Source organism: Actinomadura geliboluensis (assembly GCF_005889745.1).
In the GTDB taxonomy this organism is placed as follows: Bacteria; Actinomycetota; Actinomycetes; order Streptosporangiales; family Streptosporangiaceae; genus Spirillospora; species Spirillospora geliboluensis.
Window position 1 is genome coordinate 1 of the sequence record NZ_VCKZ01000122.1, and the last position, 21,366, is coordinate 21,366.

At 63.9% G+C, this 21,366-nt stretch carries 22 protein-coding genes; 18 read left to right on the top strand and 4 right to left on the bottom strand.

The features are described 5' to 3' along the window. From ETD96_RS45950 to ETD96_RS18140, 9 genes are all read left to right on the top strand, one after another. A partial coding sequence (locus ETD96_RS45950) for a TetR family transcriptional regulator C-terminal domain-containing protein (protein WP_420884765.1) occupies positions 1-340 on the top strand: 340 nt, incomplete at its 5' end. 222 nt (positions 341-562) lie between these two features. Further along, positions 563-1,012 (top strand): DUF2510 domain-containing protein, encoded by a 450-nt coding sequence (locus ETD96_RS48135; protein WP_138637638.1) that lies wholly within the window; start codon positions 563-565, stop codon positions 1,010-1,012. A gap of 592 nt (positions 1,013-1,604) precedes the next feature. Next, positions 1,605-1,943 (top strand): transposase, encoded by a 339-nt coding sequence (locus ETD96_RS18110; protein WP_274704626.1) that lies wholly within the window; start codon positions 1,605-1,607, stop codon positions 1,941-1,943. A 3-nt stretch (positions 1,944-1,946) separates the two neighbouring features. After that, positions 1,947-2,204: a hypothetical protein gene (locus tag ETD96_RS18115; protein WP_138637640.1), complete on the top strand. Its 258-nt coding sequence runs from the start codon at positions 1,947-1,949 to the stop codon at positions 2,202-2,204. 517 nt (positions 2,205-2,721) lie between these two features. Next, positions 2,722-4,185 carry a PIN-like domain-containing protein gene (locus tag ETD96_RS18120; RefSeq protein ID WP_138637641.1) on the top strand — a complete coding sequence of 488 codons (1,464 nt, stop codon included), beginning with the start codon at positions 2,722-2,724 and terminating at the stop codon, positions 4,183-4,185. Positions 4,186-4,282: 97 nt separating this feature from the next. Continuing rightward, the gene (locus ETD96_RS18125) at positions 4,283-6,805 is read left to right on the top strand and encodes an ATP-binding protein (RefSeq protein ID WP_138637642.1); all 2,523 of its coding nucleotides are present in this window, start codon (positions 4,283-4,285) and stop codon (positions 6,803-6,805) included. Next, on the top strand, positions 6,802-8,559 hold the full coding sequence (locus tag ETD96_RS18130) for a DEAD/DEAH box helicase family protein (protein WP_138637643.1): 1,758 nt from the start codon (positions 6,802-6,804) through the stop codon (positions 8,557-8,559). The genes ETD96_RS18125 and ETD96_RS18130 overlap by 4 nt, the downstream gene beginning before the upstream one ends. Before the next feature lie 16 nt (positions 8,560-8,575). Further along, entirely contained in the window at positions 8,576-9,160 is a 585-nt protein-coding gene (locus ETD96_RS18135) for a hypothetical protein (RefSeq protein ID WP_138637644.1), read from the top strand. Positions 9,161-10,004: 844 nt separating this feature from the next. After that, on the top strand, positions 10,005-10,985 hold the full coding sequence (locus ETD96_RS18140) for a NaeI family type II restriction endonuclease (protein WP_138637645.1): 981 nt from the start codon (positions 10,005-10,007) through the stop codon (positions 10,983-10,985). A gap of 60 nt (positions 10,986-11,045) precedes the next feature. On the opposite strand, the gene ETD96_RS18145 is transcribed toward ETD96_RS18140, so the two are convergent. Beyond that, a complete protein-coding gene (locus ETD96_RS18145) occupies positions 11,046-11,648 on the bottom strand; it encodes a very short patch repair endonuclease (protein ID WP_338072567.1) in 603 nt (200 codons plus the stop codon). Positions 11,649-11,671: 23 nt separating this feature from the next. Here ETD96_RS18145 and ETD96_RS18150 point away from each other — a divergent pair, with 23 nt between their 5' ends. Continuing rightward, on the top strand, positions 11,672-12,937 hold the full coding sequence (locus tag ETD96_RS18150; RefSeq protein WP_138637646.1) for a DNA cytosine methyltransferase: 1,266 nt from the start codon (positions 11,672-11,674) through the stop codon (positions 12,935-12,937). 133 nt (positions 12,938-13,070) lie between these two features. Here the strand turns inward: ETD96_RS18150 and ETD96_RS18155 are convergent, their stop codons facing one another. Together ETD96_RS18155 and ETD96_RS18160 are read right to left on the bottom strand one after the other, a co-directional pair. Beyond that, on the bottom strand, positions 13,071-13,250 hold the full coding sequence (locus ETD96_RS18155; RefSeq protein ID WP_138637647.1) for a DUF397 domain-containing protein: 180 nt from the start codon (positions 13,248-13,250) through the stop codon (positions 13,071-13,073). Further along, positions 13,247-14,062 carry a helix-turn-helix domain-containing protein gene (locus ETD96_RS18160; RefSeq protein ID WP_138637648.1) on the bottom strand — a complete coding sequence of 272 codons (816 nt, stop codon included), beginning with the start codon at positions 14,060-14,062 and terminating at the stop codon, positions 13,247-13,249. The genes ETD96_RS18155 and ETD96_RS18160 overlap by 4 nt, the downstream gene beginning before the upstream one ends. A gap of 744 nt (positions 14,063-14,806) precedes the next feature. On the opposite strand from ETD96_RS18160, the gene ETD96_RS18165 reads away from it, so the two are divergent. Together ETD96_RS18165 and ETD96_RS18170 are read left to right on the top strand one after the other, a co-directional pair. Continuing rightward, positions 14,807-15,223, top strand: coding sequence for an ATP-binding protein (locus ETD96_RS18165; protein WP_171069092.1), 417 nt, complete (start codon positions 14,807-14,809; stop codon positions 15,221-15,223). Between the two features lie 113 nt (positions 15,224-15,336). Beyond that, positions 15,337-15,576: a hypothetical protein gene (locus tag ETD96_RS18170; protein ID WP_138637650.1), complete on the top strand. Its 240-nt coding sequence runs from the start codon at positions 15,337-15,339 to the stop codon at positions 15,574-15,576. Positions 15,577-15,581: 5 nt separating this feature from the next. Here the strand turns inward: ETD96_RS18170 and ETD96_RS18175 are convergent, their stop codons facing one another. Next, the gene (locus tag ETD96_RS18175) at positions 15,582-16,442 is read right to left on the bottom strand and encodes a sigma-70 family RNA polymerase sigma factor (RefSeq protein ID WP_138637651.1); all 861 of its coding nucleotides are present in this window, start codon (positions 16,440-16,442) and stop codon (positions 15,582-15,584) included. An 89-nt stretch (positions 16,443-16,531) separates the two neighbouring features. Here ETD96_RS18175 and ETD96_RS18180 point away from each other — a divergent pair, with 89 nt between their 5' ends. From ETD96_RS18180 to ETD96_RS18205, 6 genes are all read left to right on the top strand, one after another. After that, the gene (locus ETD96_RS18180) at positions 16,532-16,951 is read left to right on the top strand and encodes an SRPBCC family protein (RefSeq protein ID WP_171069093.1); all 420 of its coding nucleotides are present in this window, start codon (positions 16,532-16,534) and stop codon (positions 16,949-16,951) included. A 24-nt stretch (positions 16,952-16,975) separates the two neighbouring features. Then, complete coding sequence (locus ETD96_RS18185) at positions 16,976-17,578, top strand: hypothetical protein (RefSeq protein ID WP_138637653.1); 603 nt, start codon at positions 16,976-16,978, stop codon at positions 17,576-17,578. Between the two features lie 75 nt (positions 17,579-17,653). After that, a complete protein-coding gene (locus ETD96_RS18190) occupies positions 17,654-18,442 on the top strand; it encodes a glutamate ABC transporter substrate-binding protein (RefSeq protein ID WP_240807794.1) in 789 nt (262 codons plus the stop codon). Between the two features lie 50 nt (positions 18,443-18,492). Further along, positions 18,493-19,149, top strand: coding sequence for a hypothetical protein (locus tag ETD96_RS18195; RefSeq protein WP_240807796.1), 657 nt, complete (start codon positions 18,493-18,495; stop codon positions 19,147-19,149). Positions 19,150-19,165: 16 nt separating this feature from the next. Beyond that, the gene (locus ETD96_RS18200) at positions 19,166-20,203 is read left to right on the top strand and encodes a helix-turn-helix domain-containing protein (protein WP_138637654.1); all 1,038 of its coding nucleotides are present in this window, start codon (positions 19,166-19,168) and stop codon (positions 20,201-20,203) included. A gap of 142 nt (positions 20,204-20,345) precedes the next feature. Next, positions 20,346-21,212 (top strand): helix-turn-helix domain-containing protein, encoded by an 867-nt coding sequence (locus tag ETD96_RS18205; RefSeq protein WP_240807798.1) that lies wholly within the window; start codon positions 20,346-20,348, stop codon positions 21,210-21,212. The last annotated feature ends 154 nt before the right edge of the window (positions 21,213-21,366 follow it).

Consider the following 21,366-nt stretch of genomic DNA (forward strand, 5'->3'; position numbering starts at 1 on the left):
TCCCACAACGTACCGCTCGGCCGGCTGCCTAACGATCAGCGCCGCCACCAACGTCACCCCGCAGGACGCCGAGATGGAGACATACCTACGCAACCTGCGAAACACCAACCTGAAGCGCTTCGAGGCCCGCCTACAGCAGGCCCAGTCAGACGGCGAACTCCCCGCCACGGCCAACCCCAAGGCCCTGGCCCACTACTTCGCCGCAGTAATCCAAGGCATGTCCCAACAAGCCAGAGACGGCGCCACCCACAAGACCCTCACCGACATAGCCACCCAAGCCATGCACACCTGGCCGTCCCCTACACGGCCCGATGTGTGTACGAGCCCATCGAACACCTGACTGGCGCCGGCGACACCTGCACACAGAGTGAAGGCGAGTCGATACCGCAGGGTTCCAGCAATCGTGTTCGATACTGCCTCGAACCCCCTTGGCACTCTAATTGGGTCCCCACCGCCCCACCCGCCCCAACGGTTCACAGGCACCGGCCCGTTGGCTAACGGTTAAATTGCACCTCGACCTCTCGGGCTAGCTGCACTCCCGAAGCGCGTTCACACTCGGGCCATGCACTCCGAGCCGCCAGGACCAGGTTCACCGCCAGGCTGGTATCCCGATCCAGAGAGCCTCGCCGATCAGGCACGATGGTGGAGCGGGACCCACTGGACGGGGCCAACGAAACTGCGGTCGTCTCCGGCGATCCAGCTGACGTCGGCCAGTCGCCGCGTGATGATCGTCCTTACGATACTGCTGGCACCAGCGCTTGCTTTAGGCGCCGCTGGATTCTCTCTCATCAGCTCGCCATCAGACCCCTGCGAGCACTCAGACTGCAATGGAGGGCCAGGGGCGTTCGAGCTTGCAGGCGTCGGGCTAGGGGCCTGCGGGATCGCGCTCGTCGCCATTCTCCTCGCCTGGCGAAGCAGGCGGTTGTCCCCCCAAGGCAGGATTGGCAGCCTGACGGCCGGATTAGTGCTGACCATCCTCTGGCTCACCATCTGGTTCGCCCGCTTGTTCTGAACCACCCGCCTACTGCGGTAGTTTTTCCTGTACTACGCGCCCGAAACCGGCCGATGAGGCGGGTTCGGACTTTCCAGCGGTGCTGCTCCACCTCGTGCTAGCCGTGGTCACCGTAGTTCAGGCACGCCAGCAATGGCTCGTGCACCCACCGATCAGGCCAGGCACCACCGATCGACCCGGGGCACCCTGCAGAACGACATTTGGTTGGACGGCCTCAAGCCTCTCATGGCTCTAGCGAACGGTCCTGAGCTGCACATGACACCGTCCAAGACTTTTCCGACTTCAATACCGCAGTCAGACGGAGCCAATCACTTTCCAATACTCCAGCCGCACTTGGAGATCTCAGTCTGATCGAGGCTGGGACATGAGACGGCCACCGCTGTGATCGTGTAGGTGTGTGTGAACCAGACGATCGACGGTGGCCGTACCGCCTGCTGTAGAAGATGTCGCGCCGGCCGGGTGGGCTGTTGGGTTCGATGCGGTGTTCGCGCAGGTGGTGGCTCCGTTCTTCGGCCGACGGGAGCCCAGGGTGCGTGCCCGCTGGTCTCTGCTGGGCCTGTTGAGCAGGCTGGAACGAAAGAACGGCTGATCGCTGGCAGAGTCCGGCGGCGACGCCGACCAGATGCGGGACGTGCTGCGGGAGCAGGTGGTCGAGCGGCTCGGCGATCCCGGCGGGGTGCTGGTGGTCGACGACACCGGATTCGAGAAGAGGGGCCGCCGCAGCGCAGGGGTGCAGCGCCAGCACATCGGCACCGCATGCAAGATCACCAACTGTCGGATCGGGGTGTTCTACTTCTACGTCAGCCCGGACAATCAGCGGGTTATCATCGATCGGGAGCTGCGTGTGTTCCTGGTTCGCCGATCCGGGTCGGCTCGCCGACCCCGGTATAGGCGAGCGCGCACAATTTGCGACCAAGCGGAGCTGGTCTAGCAGATGATTGAACGCGTCTGCGACGACCCGCTGCTGGCGTCCGAGTGGGCGACCGGCGACGAGGCCGACGGCGACAACACCGAGCTTCGACACCGCTGCGCCGACCGCTGCGTAAACTACGTCTTCGCAGTCTCCTGCGACCATCCGCTTGTCCTCGGCGGCGCCCAGACCAGGATCGATACCGCTTTCGCGGCCGTGAGTGAGACGGTGTGGCAGCGGCTAGTGTGCGGGAACCCGGGCCAGGGGCCGCCGCCGGTATGACTGGGCGTGGATCGGTCATGCGCGAACATGAGTGGGTGCTGGCTCGCCGGTCGATCAGCAACTTCACTGACCTGCGGCCTGGGCGCCGAGCATAGCGGAGCCCTGTGCCCACAACGTGATCACCGATCACAGCTGACATTACCTGGCATGGATGATAGCCACGCCTGGCGAGCATGCCCGGGCACTCACCTGGTCGACCTCAAGGGATCTCCTCGCCTCCGGCCGCAGTGCGAACTGAGCACCTCGCCCCTTCGCTTGTCGACCCAGCTGATGGCACGGCTGCCGGCACGCAACACGGCCCGTCGGCGATACCCGAGGGTGAGCGCGACAAGTAGGAACAAACCACCAAGAATCGCTTTTTCTGCACTCCATTACCGGAAACCACCCGTACTGGAGCCGCACGGCACCAAGGATCAGCACCCACAACACCGCTCTGCCGAGGTGCATCCGTCTGCCGATGACTTCGTTGGCGCTTCTTGACCGCGCACGGTCAGAGCGGGAGGCTTTCCCTGACTGGATGGGGGTCTACGTGACTGAGCGGGTAAGCAGTCAGCCGCCGTTGTTGCTAGAGCGGTATCAGGCGTGGCTCGAGCCTGATCGTACGGGGGCTGCGGCTGACCTCGAGCCCTTCCTTACCAGCGGGCTCATCGTCCTCGACACGAATGTCCTGCTCGACCTCTACCGGTACACGCCGCAGGCTCGAGGCCAGATCCTCGACGCCCTGCAACTGGTCTCACCCCGTCTCTGGCTACCGCACCAGGTTGGTCTGGAGTTCGTCAAAGGACGATGGGGGGTCGTTGCGGACCGAACTGACCAGCTCCGCAAGGCTAAGTCGCAGCTCGACCCTCATTTCCGGGACGCATGGAGGAACGTTCACCAGGCGCTCAGAAGCGTGCATGCTCTTCTAGGCAGGTTCGCCGCAGACGAGGTCGGCCAGGCTGAGCTAGATGAGTTGATCAATGCCCCTGGATTCGATGAGCTGATCAGGCCATGGCGGGAGGCACTCGGGAAGCAGATAGACGCGCTCAAGAATGCTCAGGACGTCATGCTCAACGACATCGTTTCGGGCACTGATCCGATACTTCCCCAGGTAGCAGCGCTGTACGGTGATCGAGTCGGCGCCCAGCCGGCCGAGGAGGAGATCCAGCAGCTCGTAGAGCATGCTGTCGGATACCGCTACCCGAACAAGATCCCTCCAGGCTTCAGGGATATGTCCAAGGATACCCCTCTACTTGCCGCAGGCGATTATCTCCTCTGGGAGCAAGTGATTACTCATGTGGGGCAGTCAGGGGCGCAGGAACGAGTGCTCATTGTCTCGGGTGACGTAAAGGACGACTGGTACGAGCCGCGCGGAATAGACTCGGGCTCGCCGAGACCGTGGCCCTCCCTAATACAAGAATTCCGCAGTCGAACCCATGCAGACTTGCTTGTGGTGGAGAGCAAGTCATTCTTCCAGGGAGTCGCCGATGTCTTGGACGCAAAGATCACCCCAAGCACGGTCGAGGAGATCAGCCGTACCACGGAGGCCCGAGACGAGCCGAAGGACGAGTTTGAACGGCCTGTCACAGTTGAGGACGCGGCTGCCCTTCCACCACCTGAAGGGGCGGCCCTTGCTGCTTATAGGGCCGCTCGCCTATCCAGCTCCGTGATCAGGGAAGCCGTCACCAGCAGCAACCATCGCATGTTCCAGTGGTGGCTGATCGGTGCCACCGAGCAGTGTGGCCTCCGTGAGCGTGGCCCAGGCGAGCCGTCGGTGGACTTGATCGCCCTGTCAGCAGACAAGCTGCCTCCAGCTCCTGACTGGATTCTGGCCAATGTGCTGCGTCATGGAGAGGTTCCAACGCCTAGCACGACCTGGATCGCCCCATGGATGGTGCAGGTCATCGACATGTCCCCGAGGGCGGATCGTGCGTCAGTGCTGCGGCTCGCCCGTCGGCAACTGGCCATCCGAGCCGAAGGAGATTCTTCAGTGGCCGAGTAAATAAGTTTCAAAGCTGAAACTGGGGACCGCTAGGCTACCAAGTAGAATCATTTTCCCAGCGTCGCATCCTTACGCCCTCATCTCAAGGACCTCCCAGATGACTCATAAGCTGCTCGACATTACGCCAACTCCCGAAGTGCTGTTTGCGCTCACCCGCACACCCATCACCCCACTCGACGCCCTGAGCGAGCTCATCGACAATGCTATCGACTCATTTCGGGCGGCGGAGATCGCGGGAACACCGTCTCCGGTCCGCCACGTAGTAATCGAAGTGCCCGGTCCTAGTCAGGTCGAGCGCGGCGAGGGATCCATCCGAGTTCGTGACACCGGGCTAGGTCTGACGAGCGACCAAATCGCGAACGCGATGCGTGCCGGTTATACTTCGAAGAATCATTTCGACACCCTGGGCCTCTTCGGTATGGGGTTCAACATCGCCACCGGAAAGCTCGGCCGGACCACTCAAGTAATCTCGGCCCGAGCTGAGGATGACCACGCTATCCGAGTGACACTCGACCTACCCGAACTGGTGCGCAGTCGCGCCTTCGAGGTCAAAGCCGAAGAGATCGATAAGCCAGCCGGGCTCGAGCACGGCACCGTCGTAGAAGTGCGTGGGTGGTGGCCCAAGGGAGACGCCAACCACGGTTTCATCCGAGAAGTAGCGCGGATTACAAAAAAGACACTTCGTGAGCGAATTGGCCGACGGTACGCGACGATCTTGCGTGGCGCCTCCGGTCAAGACGTACGGATCACTCTCAACGGAGAGCCATGCCGTGCTTTTGAACATTGCGTCTGGGGCGAGAGTCGTTTTGTCGAACGTGCATCCTATGGGCGCATCCCAGCATTCATTCCGGTTAACAAGGAAGTTGGGCGGTCCTATCGCTGCCTTCACGACGGTGTGGACTTCCGCGGCGCGGAGGTCTGCCCTCGATGCCATCGGTCCGAAAGCCGTGAGATCATCCAGCGCGTACATGGCTGGGTGGGCATCCAGCGATTCGACGACAAGGACAGGTTTGGGATCGATCTCATCCGCAATGGCCGCGCTATCCGGGCGAACGAGAAAGAGGCGTTTTTCGTTTACCAAGATCCCACAACCGGCATAAGTGAGCGCGAGTACCCGGTTGACGGGCAGTATGGGCGCATCGTTGGCGAAATACATCTGGATCACGTTCCCGTAGATTTCCAGAAGCAGCATTTTCAAACTAGCAGCCAGGAATGGATCGATGCCGTCAAGCTACTCAGGGGAGAATCACTACTTCCCAGTAAATGGTCCGACGGAGAACAGAATGCGACACCGGTAGCCAGACTATTTTCCGGCTACCGGAAGGTGCGCAATTTTGGGCGGGCCGACATGTATATGGGCGTGTATAATAGCGCAAAAGGTAAGGGTGCTAGAATCTCGCGCGAGATCGAAAAGCAATTTTATGAACGGTTCTTGAACCGTGAGCCCGGATACTATGACGACGCCCGATGGTGGGACCTGGTAGAGACGGCTAACGAGCCTCCTATCGAAGAACTTCCCGAATGTCCTTCATGTGCTTTTCAGAACCTCAAGACTGCCGAGTCCTGTCAAGGGTGCGGAGAGGTTCTCATCGGCAGGTCTTGCTTGAACGCCGACTGCGGCCGAAAAATCCTGCGCTCCGCAGAAACCTGTCCGCACTGTGGAACTGAACAGAACCCAGAAGTCCACTTCCCCTGGAAGTGTGCTTTCTGTCAAGCCGACAACAAGCCTGGTGAGGAGCGGTGCGGAACTTGTGGCAGCCCTGAGGGAACCCCCCATCCCGCCTCCTCCGAGGTCCTTCGTGAGCGATCCGACGAATTGCCTGGGCTTGGTGCGTCATCGCTTGTGGTAACCCTGAGTAGCGGAAAGACAACCACGCCAATCGACATTGCTGTACGCAGTGTCTACCAGCCCATCGTCGCAGCCTACGGGCACCCCCCAGTCCCGCTGGTAACTGAGATCAAGCCTAGCTTTCTCACGCTGTTTATGGATCTTTCCCATGCAGTGTTCGCCAGCAGCGGACTGCGTCCCGAGTACCTGATCGCCTCCGAAGCAGCCCAATACCTCTACCAACTCCACCCGGAGCTACATGGGAAGCCGGGCCATACCGTAGCCGCGCTAACCACCGACCTTCTAATGCAAGGTTGGGGCGACGCGGTTACTGACAATCCAGAAACCGTGCGTGAGGAGATCCGTCAGCTGTTCGACGACATTACCGGGAGAATTTTGGACGTACCCGAGGCCCGTGACTTCTATGACGAGCTCCCGGAAGCGGACCAAATGACTATGGCTCAAGAGATGGTCAGTGCAGGAGTCGATCTAGCAGAGCTCGGCAGCCTCAAGACCGGCGGTTACCTGAAATACTGCTCTCGCAGTGTCATCGCCAACTTCTTCGGTAAACACCCGGCCCCTTGGTTCGGCGGCCGAGTATGGGTTGACGCTTGGCCCAGTGAAACAGAGCTGGGCATGGTCATCGCCACGAAGCTTCAGGACGAACTCGGCCTCAAGTACCTCAGCTGCCTTCAGGACTGCGCCTCATATCTACGTTATGAGCGCCCCGAGCAGCTCTTGGTCGTCCGTGCCCGCGCTGCTGTCGAGTTCCTCACCAGCAAACTGTCATGACTCCCGCAAAACGCTTCGTCAACGATCTCCTTATCGCCGACGGCAGCTGGCAGGGCTTCGAGCGAACGATCGAGCGTCTTCTCATCACGCGAGGCTACGAAGCAGTCCAACGGGTCGGTGCCTCTGGCGATGGCGGAGCCGACGTGATTGCGACCTTGAACGGGCAACGCTGGCTGTTTCAAGTGAAACGCTGGCGACATGCCATCGGCCCCAGCGTCGTAGCTGAAACGCTCGCCGCCTGCCGTCGATATGACGCCGCCATACCCGTTATCGTCGGTTTGAATGGCTTCGAGGCATCGGTACATTTGCAGCGCAACCAACTTGCTGCCAGCGGCATACCTCTGCAACTATGGGATCGACGTGTTCTTGCCAAGCAAGCTGCTCTGGTGCCTAGCGCACCGCTGTCCCAGCGTTCACCTGACCGATATTCGCTGCGCGGTTATCAGGGGCAGGCTGTTGATCGAATTATGAACGAACATCTGGCCGGTAGTCGCAGCGCCCTCGTCGTACTTGCGACTGGGCTCGGCAAGACTTTTGTCGCCGCTGAATTCTATCGGCGTTATGCCACGCGTAGGCCAAAGTCTAAGACTCTGGTTCTAGCTCACCGCAACGAGTTGGTATACCAACTTGAGCGAGCTTTCTGGCCGATGCTGCCGGCCGACACGGCAACCGGCGTTTGGAACGGATTCGAACGCCCGGGACATGATGCTCTAGCCGGACTGGATATCGTCTTCGCATGCGTCGACAGCGTCGCTAGCGCCGTCAAGTCCGGCCGTGAGCTTCCGGAGTTCGGCCTCGTCTTCGTGGATGAATGCCATCATTTGGGGACCACGGCCTATGACACTGTACTTTCAGATTTGTCGGCTGGTGACGGGGGAGCATTCCTTGTAGGCATGACCGCGACTCCTTGGCGGCCGGATGGTAAAGCTTTGAGTCGGTGGTTCGACTCGCCAGTCGTTGACATCGACCTTATTCGTGGCCTGCGCGAGGGATACCTGTCCAACGTTGACTACCGCATGTACACCGATAACATCAACTGGGAAGCACTCGCACAGGGCATCACGAAGGGAAGGCCAGCTCTCTCCCCGAGAGGGATTAATCGGACATTGTTCATCGAGGAATGGGATGATGCCGTCGTTACACGTGTTGCCGAGGCGTGGCGTGAACAGTCGAAGCCACGAGGGATAATTTTTTGCGGCACCATCGATCACGCTGAACGGATGGCAGCCAGGATCAACGCTCTTGGCTTTACAAGGGCCGAGGTGATCGCTTCTAAGACCAGCAGCGGCAAAGCGATGGACATCCCGACCCGGAGTCGTATCCTCTGGGACTTTGCTGATGGTCGGACTGGACTTCTATGTGCCGTCGACATTCTCAATGAAGGTGTGGATGTCCCTGACGTCAACATCGTGGTCTTCCAGAGGGTAACTCACAGCCGCCGCATTTTTGTCCAGCAGCTAGGACGGGGGCTCCGCCTCGCGCCAGGCAAAGAACGTGTCCTCGTCCTGGACTTCGTATCTGACATCCGGCGCTTTGCCGCGGGGCTCGACCTGCAGGATCAGCTGCCAGCTAAGGGCACCCTCGGCCCCCGCGTCCGCCTTGGGAGCAAGGTCACCTTCATGCATGCGACATCTACGGACCAGCCGGCTGCTGACTTTTTGCGAGAGTGGCTGGGTGACGTAGATGCTGCCCAGGATGCCGGTGAAGATGCCCATGTTCTCCGGTATCCTCCTGAAATGACCCAGGGCAGATGAGACTGAGGGGGTTGCCGTGACGCCGATGGACGACTGGAACAGGTTGCGGCCTGACACTGAGCTCGCCGTTCAGGAGCTACACACGCAGCTCAGCTCCAGCCGATCATCTCAAGACTTGATTGACTCTTATCTCTATACTAAGCGGCTTCTCGCCGAGGCTATGCAGGCGTTCGTCCGCATAGATCTTGTCGGTTCGAATCAGACGTTCCAAGACCTGCGGGCTCGACTCCAGAAGGAGGTGCTTGACCGCTACAAAGACCTGCTGCCTGAGCGTTATCTCAAGGTTCCTTACGGCACTCGCGTCCACGAGGAGTTGTTCACTCTACTCCTGCAGCGGCTTGGTCAGCCCGTGCAAGCCGCGTTCCTCCGCATGGTGACCGCCGATTCTGTTCACGCTGAGCGTCGTATCCGCGAACTCCGCGAGCTGGGCATCGACATCCGCACATCCAAGGAAAACGGCTTCGACTTCTACATTCTCGGCAGTCTGAACGTCGACGTAAGTCTCGTTCCAAGCATCGTCGGAAACCAGATTAAGAAGAACAAAACTCTTGGACGCGCCAAACGGAAGGAATATCTAGAGATCGTAGGTTATTCCGAGTAACCGATGGCGCGGAGTTGGGGCAGGGGGAGGTGGATGAGCGGCATGTATAGGCCACTGTGACCGTGTGCCCTTGCCGGAGTGCATTGGCAGTTGGCGGCATGGGGACCGCAGTGATCGTGGTCGAGGCGGCGGTGCCGTTAACGTCGCAGGCGAATCATCACGGGTGGGAGCCGGGCGTGCTGGCAGTGGGCTATGAGTTGGCTCTGTTCGACGGGTTGAACTGTCCCTATGAGCATCGGCGGGCCTACCTCGATGGCGCCGGCGTCCAGCGCGCCGGTGAGGGTGTCGCCGTCGAACAGCGCGTTATGGTCGGAGGCTGGACCGTGCGAGGCCCGCACACGCAGCATGTGTCCGAGCGCGCGCTGGTGCTCGACGGTCGGGTGGTTGCTTTGCGTTCCTCGGAGCCGTTCAAGGATGGCCCACCCGGCGCCGCGAGGGTCGGTGCCGGTTGTCGAGGAGCCGCAGGGCCGGGATGCCGGTCGCGTTGCGGAGATGTTCCAGGTTCAGGGTGGTCTGTAGCCGTTCGTGGGCGCAGTGCCGGAGTTTGAACGACGATGCGTTCTCCGAAGATGATCCCGGCGTCGCTTGCTTGCTTGCTGGACGGGCGATCCATCAAATGCCTGAGAGGCAGACGCCGACCCGCGCAGCGCGACCGAGGACCTCGTTGGGGAGCCGGTCGGTGGAATGGACGCCTTTCGGTCGGCCACATCGAGCGGTGCGCAGACACTGCCGCGCGAGAGCCAGAAGCGGTCAAGGGACTGCTTCCAGCGCTCTAGCGCGTCGGTACCGCCCAGCAACCGCAAGCCCGCGTCCTCCGGGCCAGCCATCCTGTTAGCCTCCTGCCGTGCTTACCCCAGAAGACCAAGCTCCCCTGTTTCCTTCCCCTGTGACGCCGGACCGCGACCTGGAACTCGTCCGAGCTCATCTCCTCGGGCTCGATCCGGATGGTTCCCGGATTGCTTCGGCCTTGCGACGCTCTCTCGACATGCTGCTCGATGGCCCTCACACCGGCCGCTATGCCTGGCACCAACTCTACAAAACCGAGAAGACACACTGCGGCACTCTCGTTGAGATCAACCTGCAGCGCGAATTCGGGTTCCCCGGAGGCCTTAACCTGGACTACTCGATCGCCGGACACGATGTCGACTGCAAGTACTCCCAGGATCTATACAAATGGATGATTCCTCCTGAGGCCATTGGCCGTCTCCTACTGGTCGTCTGGGCCAGCGATCAGGATGGACTCTGGTCTGCCGGCCTGCTCCGCGCCCGCAAGGAATGGCTTAACACCGGAGATAACCGTGACGGCAAAAACACCCTAAAGGCAACTCATCGCAACAAAATTCAATGGCTATTCAAGAAAGCAGCGCTGCCCGAAAATGCTCTGCTGCGAATTTCGGAACGAGATCTCGAAGCGATCTTCGCAAAAAAATCTGGCCAGCAGAGAGTGAACGAACTACTCAGCCGCGCTACCGGCGTGCGGCTGACCAGGAACGTGGTCTGGACCGTCGCGACCGGTAACGACAAGCCGAAGGACGACCCAACGCGGCGGATCCGTAGCGGCAAAGAGGGTGCCCGAGGACAGTTGAGACCCAAGGGCATCGTGATCTTCGGCGACTACGAGAGCCACCGCGAAGCTGCACGCACCCTCGGCCTTCCCATCCCCGGCGACGGTGAGTACGTCAGCATCCGACTCACCCGGCGGCGAGTCCGCCATGGAGATGCTCCGTTCCTCCGCCTCGACGGCGAGGATTGGGTGGTAGCCGGCCCCGACGATCCTGTCGAGACAGCACCGCTGCTTCCCGACGTCAGGAAGAGACAGAGGTAAGGTTCCTCATGCGTGTCAGCACACCGTACTGATCGCGGTTACGTAGCGGCTGATTGCTCGTCACCTTCGCGCCTTACCAGCCTCTGAGGTATCTTCGAACTTGCGTTCGACTGAAGTGGGTCCGATCGCGTCTGTAACGGCTTGAAGGGCAGCGGGGAGGGGCTCGTGTTCCCACAGGCGCACGACACGCCACCCAGCCGCTTGGAGCGCGGCATCAGCTGCGCGGTCCCGTTCAACGTTACGCCGGAGCTTGGGTGTCCAGTACCACTCGTTGCTGGTGGGCTCGCGCCCGTGCTCGGGACATACGTGCCAGAAGCACCCATCTACAAAGACCGCGACCTTGCGCGCAGTGAAGACGATGTCAGGACGGACCCGCACGCCGCTGGGCAAGTCCAGCCGGAAGTCCTTTCGATACCGGTAGCCTCGCGCGTGCAGTGCGCGGCGAAGCGCAACCTCGGGCTTGGTGTCCGAACGGCGGTTCGCCTTCATGTTGCGCGAGCGTCCCTCGCTCGCCGGCCGAGGATAGGTTCCTGCAGCCCAGGCCCTCTCCCGTCGGTCCTTGCTGCTATCACTGGACACAGTGTCGCCGTCACTCACTCGAATCACTCTGCGGTGCGTTGCATGAGTGAAGATACTGCGTATGACCTCATCCCCGCTGAGCACACGAACACCATCAGGAGGCCGACGTGGCGGATCTTGAAGTAGTCGAGATCTGCGCTGGTGCTGGCGGTCAGGCTCTCGGTCTGGAACTGGCGGGTTTCCGCCATCGCCTGGCCGTCGAGCTGGACGACAACGCCGCGACCACCCTCGCCGAGAACTTGGAAGTGCGGCGGGGGTTGTTGCCGGACTCGATCGTCCAGCGTGGAGACGTTGCGGACCCGGAGGTATGGAAGCCCACTGATCACCAGGGCATCGCCCTGCTTGCAGGTGGAGTCCCGTGCCCGCCGTTCAGCATCGCAGGCAAGCAGCTTGGTGCCAGCGACGAGCGCGACTTGTTCGCCTGGGCTGTTGAGCAGGTCCACTACATGCGACCCCGAGCACTGCTGCTCGAGAACGTCCGCGGGCTAAGCATGCACCGGTTCGCCGGCTATCGGCAGCATGTGCTGGACCGCCTCCAGGAGTTCGGCTACGTCGCTGAGTGGCGGCTACTCAACGCCTCAGACTTCGGCGTCCCACAACTACGGCCACGGTTCGTGCTTGTCGCGCTCCAAGAGGAGTACGCCCCTTACTTCTACTGGCCAGAACCAGCTGGACCGCCCCCAAAGGTCGGTGAGACCCTCATCGATCTGATGGCCGCAAACGGCTGGGAGGGCGCAGAGGAGTGGGCAGAGAGGGCCAACAAGATCGCGCCCACCATCGTTGGCGGATCCAAGAAGCACGGTGGCGCAGACCTGGGGCCAACACGGGCCAAGCGCGCCTGGGCACAGCTCGGCGTAGATGCTCTCGGGGTCGCGAATCACGCGCCAGAGCCTGGCGACACATTCGAGGTTGGCCCCAAGCTGACCTGTGAGATGGTGGCTCGCATCCAGGGATGGCGGGACGAGTGGGGCTGGGAGTTCACGGGGCGCAAGACCTCGCGATACCGCCAGATCGGGAACGCGTTCCCTCCCCCCGTTGCCCGTGCGGTCGGAGAAGCGATCGCCCGCGCCCTTCAGAAGAAGGGAACTCCTCGCGAGCGTGAGATTGACCGCCATCATGACCGGCTCTACCGCGCACTTCGTGATCACGGTGACTACATGACCGTCGCTCAACTGTTGCGCGCGTCGGAACTAGATCTTGATGTTCCTGAGCTGGAGCACCGGATGTCTCTGCTCAGCCGAGATTTTGAGATCGACAAGCGCGTCACCAAGACCACGACTGCCTACAAGCTCGGACAGTTCAAGGCTTTCATGGGGCAGGAGGACCACGACCGCCACGAACGTTTCCTCCAGCACAGAGCCAAGATCAGCTGACGTGGTAGCCGAGGGCCTTGGGCGGGCCTTCCATGTCTTCGTGCGCGCCGACCAGGGGAGGGCGCCCCGTAGCGGTCAACAAGCTGTCCGATGAGGGCGACGGGTGACCACCGCCTAAGCGCTAGATCACGGTCTATCGCTCGGTCACCCGTTGGAGGGCCTGGCGGAGAGCCGCGGGGAGGACGATGAGGGGGCTGCCGCCGGGGTCTTTAGAGTCGCGGATGCCGATGCCCGTGGGTAGTTTGGCCAGTTCAACGCAGGTTGCGTCGTTGGCGCCTCCGCTGTGGGAGCTCTTGCGCCACTGCACGGTCATGGGTATGTCTCCAGGTAGCGTCGGATCAGCGAGCGTGAGTCGTCCTCGGACGCGGCTTTCGCGCCGATACGGTCGAATATAAAGCTCAGCTCCCTGGCCTCGCCCGGGCCTTCGATCAACCGGCCGCCCTTCTGGGCGCCCGCGTACCCGATGTCCCTGTTCTCGAGGCCGATGACCTGGAAGTACCCGTCGGCGCCGCGGTGCGCGCCGGCCGTGAAGGGGACGACGCGGACGCTCGCGTGCGGGAGGTCAGTCATCCTGTGGAGATGCTCCAGCTGCGCCTTCATGACGCTGGGGCCGCCGACCTGGGTGGCGAGGGCGGCCTCTCCTAGGAGGAGCCAGATGAATGCGGGCTCAGGGCGTCCCAGCATGGTCTGCTTGCGACGGAGGCGCGCGGCGAGCTCCGCCTCCTGGTCCTGGCTGTCGCTGACGTGGACGAACGCCTCGGTGTAGGCGTCCGTCTGGAAGAAGAGCGGGATCAGGTTCCCGTGGTAGATCTTGGTGAACGTCGCCTGCTTCTCGTACTCGGTGTACTGGCGGAACCAGTCTGGGTTGTGGGCCGTCCGGGCGAACCAGAGGAGCAGCTCGAACAGGCGGCCGGTGCCGAAGTGGCGGTCGATGAGCTTGGCGTGGTCCTCATGGATGCGGTGCCGGCCGGCCTCCATGTTCGAAACAGTGGACCGAGCCGCGCCGATGATCTTCCCCCACTGGGTGAGGGAGAGCCCCTCCTTCTCGCGGAAGAACCGCAAGTAGTACGAGAGTAGATGCCACTGGGAGAGCTTGGGGTCGAGCGGATCGCGGACGTTCGGCATGTCCCCTCCAGTGTTTTGCGTTCTCGGAAGTAAAGCCGAGACTAAGCACATCGCCTCATTCTTGGGAAGCGGAAACGCCAAGCAAAGTCCCAGGAAGGAGGAGGTTAGCTTGATCGCCGCATTAGATTATCCGCTTATGTCCATGATTGCGACATGGGCGGCACGCAGTGTTTCGACGGCTCGTTGTGATCGACGCCCACTTGCGGAGTCGCAGATCCGTCCATTGCCGCTTACGTCTGATTATCGCCGAACGGCGGCAAATGTGACGTGCCACGTCGGTAGTGTCGGCCGCTTTCAGAGGCATGCATACAGCATCGGGCTCCTCGCCATCGCCTGGACAGCCATCTCTGCCAGGAGCGGAGGCGCGATCATGCCGTCCGACGCGACCGTCCCTATCGACACCGGGCCGATTGTCCGCGCCGAGATCCGGGAGTTGGAGCGCCGCTTCGGTGTTGTGGCGTGGTTCGGGTTCCACACGCGCCGGTGGTGGGCACTGGTCGAAGGCCGTCTTGTCGAGGCCGCCACCCCAGCCGGTCTCGCCAACGCGGTCGTGGCGGTACGGGGTGCCGCAGGCCGCCCGCCCCAGCACATCCGTCCTTGCGGAGATTCGCGGCGCGCGGGGCAGGTGAGGCCGGGCCGTCATCAGCGTTTTCGCCGTCGCATTCGGTCGCCGCGGCGAGGCCGTCACGATCTCGGATGGCTGGACGCGCCTGGCGCCATATCGGGAATGGAAGGTGGTGTGCGTTGAGCGGCCACATAGAGGACGCCGAGACGATCGTCCAAGTGGGTGACCTGGAGTTGCTCGTCCGCGATGGGGATATGCAGGCACCTGCCGTGGCGCGGCAGTTCGTCGGTGAGTGGTTCCGGGATCGGGGCTTCGAGGACGCCTACACCGCGCAGATCATCGTGTCCGAGCTGGTCACGAACGCGCTTCTGCACGGGGAGCCGCCGATCGTCGTCCGCATGATGCGGGACGAGTCGGACGGGCGGCCCGTCATCGAGGTCGAGGACAGCGGCGTCAAGGTGCCCTGCGTCCAGCCGGAGAGTGACACCGCGATCAGCGGACGCGGGTTGCTCCTGGTCGCCGCGCTCGCGGAGGAGTGGGGCACTGATCCGCTGGACGGGGGAGGGAAGGTCACGTGGGCGAAGTGCGCTCCTTGAGCGTCCGAGCGGAGCGTCAGTTGCTTCGCCTGCGGACGCGCCTGGGCAGGCGAACAGCGATTGGCTACCTGGACGCGCTGGCCGTTGCACTCCAGCCCCGGGGTTGGCGCTTCGTGAAGTTCTACCGTCCCGAGGTGTTTCCGACGCCGCTACCCATGCTGTGGGTACACGCCGGGCTCGCGAAGGAGATCGGCGTCGTGGTCTCCGTCCGAGCCACACCGGGTGGGACGTGGGGCTACTACGAAACGCTGCGTGGGAGGCAGGGGTACTTGTGGCCGTGCGGAGATGCGAAGTCGGCGGCCGAGCAGATCGACCTCTTCCTTAAGCACCAGATGTTCCCGAGCACCTGGTAGCGGAGCTAGTTGAAAAGGGCTGGGTCTAGGTGGGTTAGGTGGGCTGGGTCGGCGTAGATGTCCAGTTCGGCGATTTTGTCGTTGACGACGGTGAAGGCCATGACGGCGATCGGCTCGTCCTCCGTGGCTACCACCAGGCCCGCAGTGCCGTTGATCAGGGCTGGGTGGGCGAACTCCGCGCGGAAGGAGAAGGCGATCGCGCGATGGGCGATCGTCCTCGCGCCGCGGAGATGGATGAACTCGCCGTCGGCCTCGGCATGCAGGACGATGTCGGGGGCGAGGGTCTCGACCAGGGCCTCCAGGTCGCCGGTCTTGGCGGCCGTGAGGAACGCGTCCACGACTGCGCGTTGGCGGGTCATGTCGGGGTCGGGGACGGGGGCCGAGCGGACGCGGCGGCGGGCGCGGCTGGCGAGTTGGCGGGTCGCCGTCGCGGAGCGGTCGAGAATGCGGGCGATCTCCTCGAACGGCATCTGGAACAGGTCGTGCAGGACGAAGGCCAGGCGCTCGGCGGGCGTCAGCCGGTCGAGGACGACGAGCATGGCGACGCCGACGGCGTCGGCGAGGAGGGCCTGTTCTTCGGGGTCGGTGCCGTCCTGGGTGATCACGGGTTCGGGGAGGCGCTCGTCGTAGGGGTCTTCCCGGCGGGATCTGCGGGTACGGAGCATGTCGATGCAGATGTGGGCGACGATCGTCGTCAGCCAGCCGTTGAGGTTCCCGATGCGGTCGGCGTTGGCCTTGCTCAGGCGCAGCCACGCCTCCTGGACGGCGTCGTTCGCATCGGTCGGCGAGCCGAGCATCCGGTACGCGAGCGCCGCCAGGCGGGGCCGGTTCGCCTCGAAACGTTCCGCGAGCTGCTCGTCGTCCACCGTCACGTCCTTCCCCTGTCCTCCGTCATAGATACGACGGAGGACGAAGGACGAATGTGACCGCCTCGGGAGGAGAGATGTCAGCCTTCGTGAACAGCATCGAGATCGAGCGGCCGGCCGGCGAGGTGTTCGCCTACGTGGTCGATCCCGCGAAGTTCCCCGAGTGGCAGCGGGACGTGACGGACGTGCGGGTCGAGGGCGACCAGGTGGGGTCGCGGTTCACCACCGTCCGGAAGATCGGGGGTGCCGAGAGGTCCATGACCCAGGAGATCACCGAGTGCGTGCCGCCGCGCAGGTGGGCGGCGAAGGGGGTGGACGGGCCGATTCGGCCGAACGCGACGGTCAGCGTCGAGCCGCTCGGGGCCGAGCGGTGCCGGGTGACTTTCGGTCTCGACTTTGACGGACGCGGGATGGCCGCGGCCGTGGTGCCCATGGTGCGGCGTATGGCGGCAAAGGTCGCGCCGGCGAGCCATCAGCGTTTGAAAGAACTGCTTGAGGGCGACGGATAGGAGGCACGCCTAACGTCGGATGACGTGCGCGCGTGGATGGAGGTGGGCGCGGTGTTGACGCCTGAGGAGGTGCGGGAGCTTTCCGCCGAGCAGCGCACCGAATTGCTGCGGGCGCTCATCGCGGCAGAAGACCTCGATCCGCTGGACGAGCCCCAGAACCGGCGGCGTCGCGTGTATGCGCTGGTTCTGCTGGTCGGCTGCTGTGCCTGGCTCATTCCCTGGACGGTCGTTCTGGGTTTCACGCTCCCGCAGCACTTCACGGCCGCGCGGTGGGCGGTCGCCTGGATCGGCTTCGATGCCGGATTGACGCTGGCGATCGCGGGCACCGCCTTCGCCCTCTGGAAACGGCTGCAGATCGCAATCTTCGGCCAGATCGTCAGCGGGACGCTGCTCGTCTGCGACGCCTGGTTCGACGTCTGGCTCTCCTGGGGATCGGGCGAGTTCGCGCTGAGTCTCGCGACGGCGTTGTTCGGCGAACTGCCGTTGGCCGCCTTGTTCTTCTTCGGGGCTCGGCAGCTCGTGCTGCTGACCGTCCATGCCCTGTGGGTGCGGGAAGGGCGGAACGGTCCGGAGCCCCGGCTTCGGCAGGTGCGGCTCTTCGCCACTTACCGGCCCATTAGGCGGTGATAGGGCCATCCGCCGGCAGCGGTCCGGCCTTCTCGCGTTCATTTCCTGGTCGAGTCGCGGCGATAGCCATGGGCTGTGCGCCACATCCTGATGTGTTCGGCCCTCGCCATCGGCCTCGCCGGGTGCGCCACGGCGAGCGCCTCCATTCCCGGCAAGGATGTCATCGTCGTCGGCGTCAAGGCTGACCAGCCGGGACTCGGCCGCAAGGAGAACGGCGTCTTCCGCGGTTTCGAGGTGGACGTCGGGTACTACATCGCCCGCCAACTCGGGGCTTCGCGTGTGACGTTCAAGGAAGTCAGGTCGGACAATCGCGAGGAGAAGCTCAACGAGCATTCGGTCGACCTCGTCCTCGCCTCGTACTCGATCACGCCGGACCGGGCCACGCTCGTCACGTTCGCCGGGCCCTACTACGTCGCCCATCAGGACGTCATGGTGCGGCGGGGCGAGACGGGGATTCGCGGCGTCCGTGACCTCGCCGGGCGGAAGATGTGCCAGGCCAGCGGGTCCGTGTCGACCGAACGGGTGGTCAGCGGGCTCGGTATCCGTACCAGGCTGGTTCCGGGGTCGTCCTATAGCGACTGCGTGGCGAAACTGCGCCGAGGCGATGTGGACGCCGTTTCCACTGGTGACCTGGTGTTGGCGGGGTTCGCGGCACCGGATCTGCGGATCGTCAACGCGCCGTTCACCGATGAGCGTTACGGCATCGGGATGCGGAAAGGCGACATCGACGCGTGCGAGGCGGTGAACCGGGCCATCACCACGATGTACCAGGACGGGACGGCCGGCTGGCTGCTGCGCAAGTGGTTCGGGTCCAGCGGGTTGAAGCTGGTCGAGGAAGTGCCGCAGTTCGAAGGCTGCTCATAGCGAGTCCTTCTCGGGGGCTGACTGTCAGTGCCTCTGCCTACAGTGGACGGGTGGCTGAAGACCGGGTTGCTTGGGACGAGCTCTTGGCCGTGGGCTTCCTGCATGCGGTGCGGGAAGCCCACCGGGACGCGACGGTTGCGCTGTTCAACGCGTTGAGCCGGGCGGCGGGGTTCAAGGAGCGGACATACGGCGTCGGCGCGTTCGAAACGCTGGCGAGCGCCCTCGACAGCGTCTTCGGTCGTGGCGAGCTGGCGAAATACGTCGTCCGGGACGATCTGAACGGCTCGCCGGGGTGGCGGTACGGCCGCTACCGCGTCCTGCTGAAGCGGCACGAGTTCGGCAACGTCCGGGCGATCCGGTGGGACCGGGCCAGCCCCACCAAGCAGGCCGTCGCGCGGCAGGGATATGTCGAAGACCCTCAGTTGGCGCTGCCGCTGGGGCTGGACGTTCACGACACGCCCGGCGTCGTGACATTGGTCCTCGCGCACAGTGCGAGTGAGGAGCCCCTCGAAATGGAGCTCTTCCTGGGCCGCCCCAGGTGGAACGCGGACGGCGGCACGGCCTGGCACTGGATCAAGCAGGTGGACGACACCCTCGGGCCTGATCCACGTCGTAAGCTCGTCGAGCGAACGTTGCCGCTCTGGGACGATCGGGACGATCAGGAAGACGTCCCCATGCGGCTTCGCGGGGAGACGAAGACGGCTTAGCAAAGGGTGGCGCAGGGTGCTGTTCGACTGCGAGCGGCTGACGCTGGCCCGGCGGCTCAGGGGACTGCGCAAGAACCAGCTCGCGGACGCCGTCGGAACCACGCCGAAAGCGATCGGGCGGTACGAGGCGGGGGTCCAGCGGCCGGACGAGATGACGCTGAAACGGCTCGCCATCGCGCTCGGCGTCCCGGTCGCGTTCTTCCACGGCGGGCGCAGCCCCGTGTCCCTGGACGGCGCGCACTTCCGGTCGCTCCGGTCGACCAGCCAGATCGAGCGCGACCAGGCCCTCGCCTACGGGCGCATCGCGACAGACGTCGTCGCCGCCCTCGAAGACCTCGTCGACTTTCCCGAAGTGGACCTGCCGGAGTACCCGGTGTCGCCGGACGAGATCGCCGGGCCCGGCCCCGTCGAGGCCGCGCGGTTGACCCGCAAGGCCCTGCTGGAGCAGGCGGGGCCGGTGCCGCACGTCGTCCGGCTGCTGGAGAAGCACGGTGTGATCGTCCTCGTCCTGCCGCGGGCGGCGGAGCGGGTCGACGCGTTCAGCGTGGGCGTGCACCCGAGGCCGATGGTGTTCTTCAACCCGGCGAAGGGCGACTACTGGCGCAACCGGTTCGACGCCGCCCACGAACTCGGGCACCTGGTGATGCACGCCGACGCCGAACCCGGCGAGAAGGTCGTCGAAGACCAGGCGCACCGGTTCGCCGCCGAGTTCCTCATGCCCGAGCAGGACATCGCGGGCGAACTGCCCGGCACCGCCGACTGGGAGCGCCTCGGCCGGTTGAAGGCGACGTGGGGCGTCAGCATCGCGGCGCTCCTCTACCGGTCCCGCACGCTCGGCATCATGCAGGAGGCCGCGTACCGGAACGCGATGAGCGCGATGAGCTCGCGGGGCTGGCGGCGGCACGAGCCCGGGCCGGCGCGAGCGCTGGAGCAGCCCACGATGCTGACCCGCGCGATCGAGATCGTCGGGCAGGCCGGCACCGACCGCGACCGGGTCGCCGAGCGGGCGCGAGTACCGCGGGGCGACCTTGACCTGCTGGTTCCGGCGCGATGACGTTGCACCGGAAATGGTCCTGTATGCCCAGGCCATCGCGTCACTGAGTTACATACCTCTGTCCGTAGGTTTCCTGCACGCCCGTCGGAGCCTGTGAGACCCTCCGAGGGTTGTCAGGACGTACGAGACCTCTGGAGATCTTGTGCTGGACAATCGGCAGGCGGGACCGACGGCCCTGCGCATGCAGATCGGGGCGCGGCTCCGGCGGATGCGGGAGGACAAGGGCATCGGACGGGCCGAGGCGGGGGACGCGATCCGCTCGTCGGCGTCCAAGATGAGCCGGCTCGAACTGGGACGGCACGGCTTCAAGGTCCGGGACGTCCTCGACCTGCTCGACCTGTACGGCGTCCACGACGAGGACGAGCGCGCGGGCTTCATCCACCTCGTCCGGGAGGCGAAGAAGCCCGGCTGGTGGCAGAGCTACGGCGACGTCACACCGAGCTGGTTCGAGCAGTACCTCGGGCTGGAGCAGTCGGCGGCGACGATCCGCACCTACGAGGTGCAGTACATTCCGGGCCTCTTACAGACGCGCGACTACGCGCGCGCCGTCATCGGGCTCGAACACCACGACGCCCCGTACGACGGACTCGAACGGCGGCTCACCGTCCGGATGACCAGGCAGGAGATCTTGCACCGCCCGCTCGGCGCGGCGACGCTGTGGGCGATCCTCGACGAGGCGGCGCTGCGCAGGCCCATCGGCGGGCCGGACACCATGCGCGCCCAGATCGAGCACCTGATCACCATGTCGGAGGGCATGCCCAACGTGCGGCTGCAGGTGCTGCCGTTCGCCGCCGGCGGGCACGTCGCCCTCGGCGGGCCCATCACGATCGTCCGGTTCGCCGAGCACGACCTGGACGACGTCGTCTACCTGGAGCAGCTGACCGGCGCCCGCTACCCCGAAGGCGACGAGGCCGCCCGCTATCAGCAGATCATGGACCTCCTCGCGATCCGCGCCGCACGCCCGGCCCGCACCACCACCTTCCTCAAAGACCTCCTCAGCGACTTCTGAGCCCGCTCCCCTCCCCCCTTCCTCTCCTCGGCTCTCCGGTGACCGCCTGACCTGGTTCCGGCCCCCGCCGAAACGACCGGGCGCCTCGTTCTTCAGCTGCTCCGGTCTCCGCGCGCAATGGGCGCTCCAGCGCGGACGCCGCCCGACCCCCCCG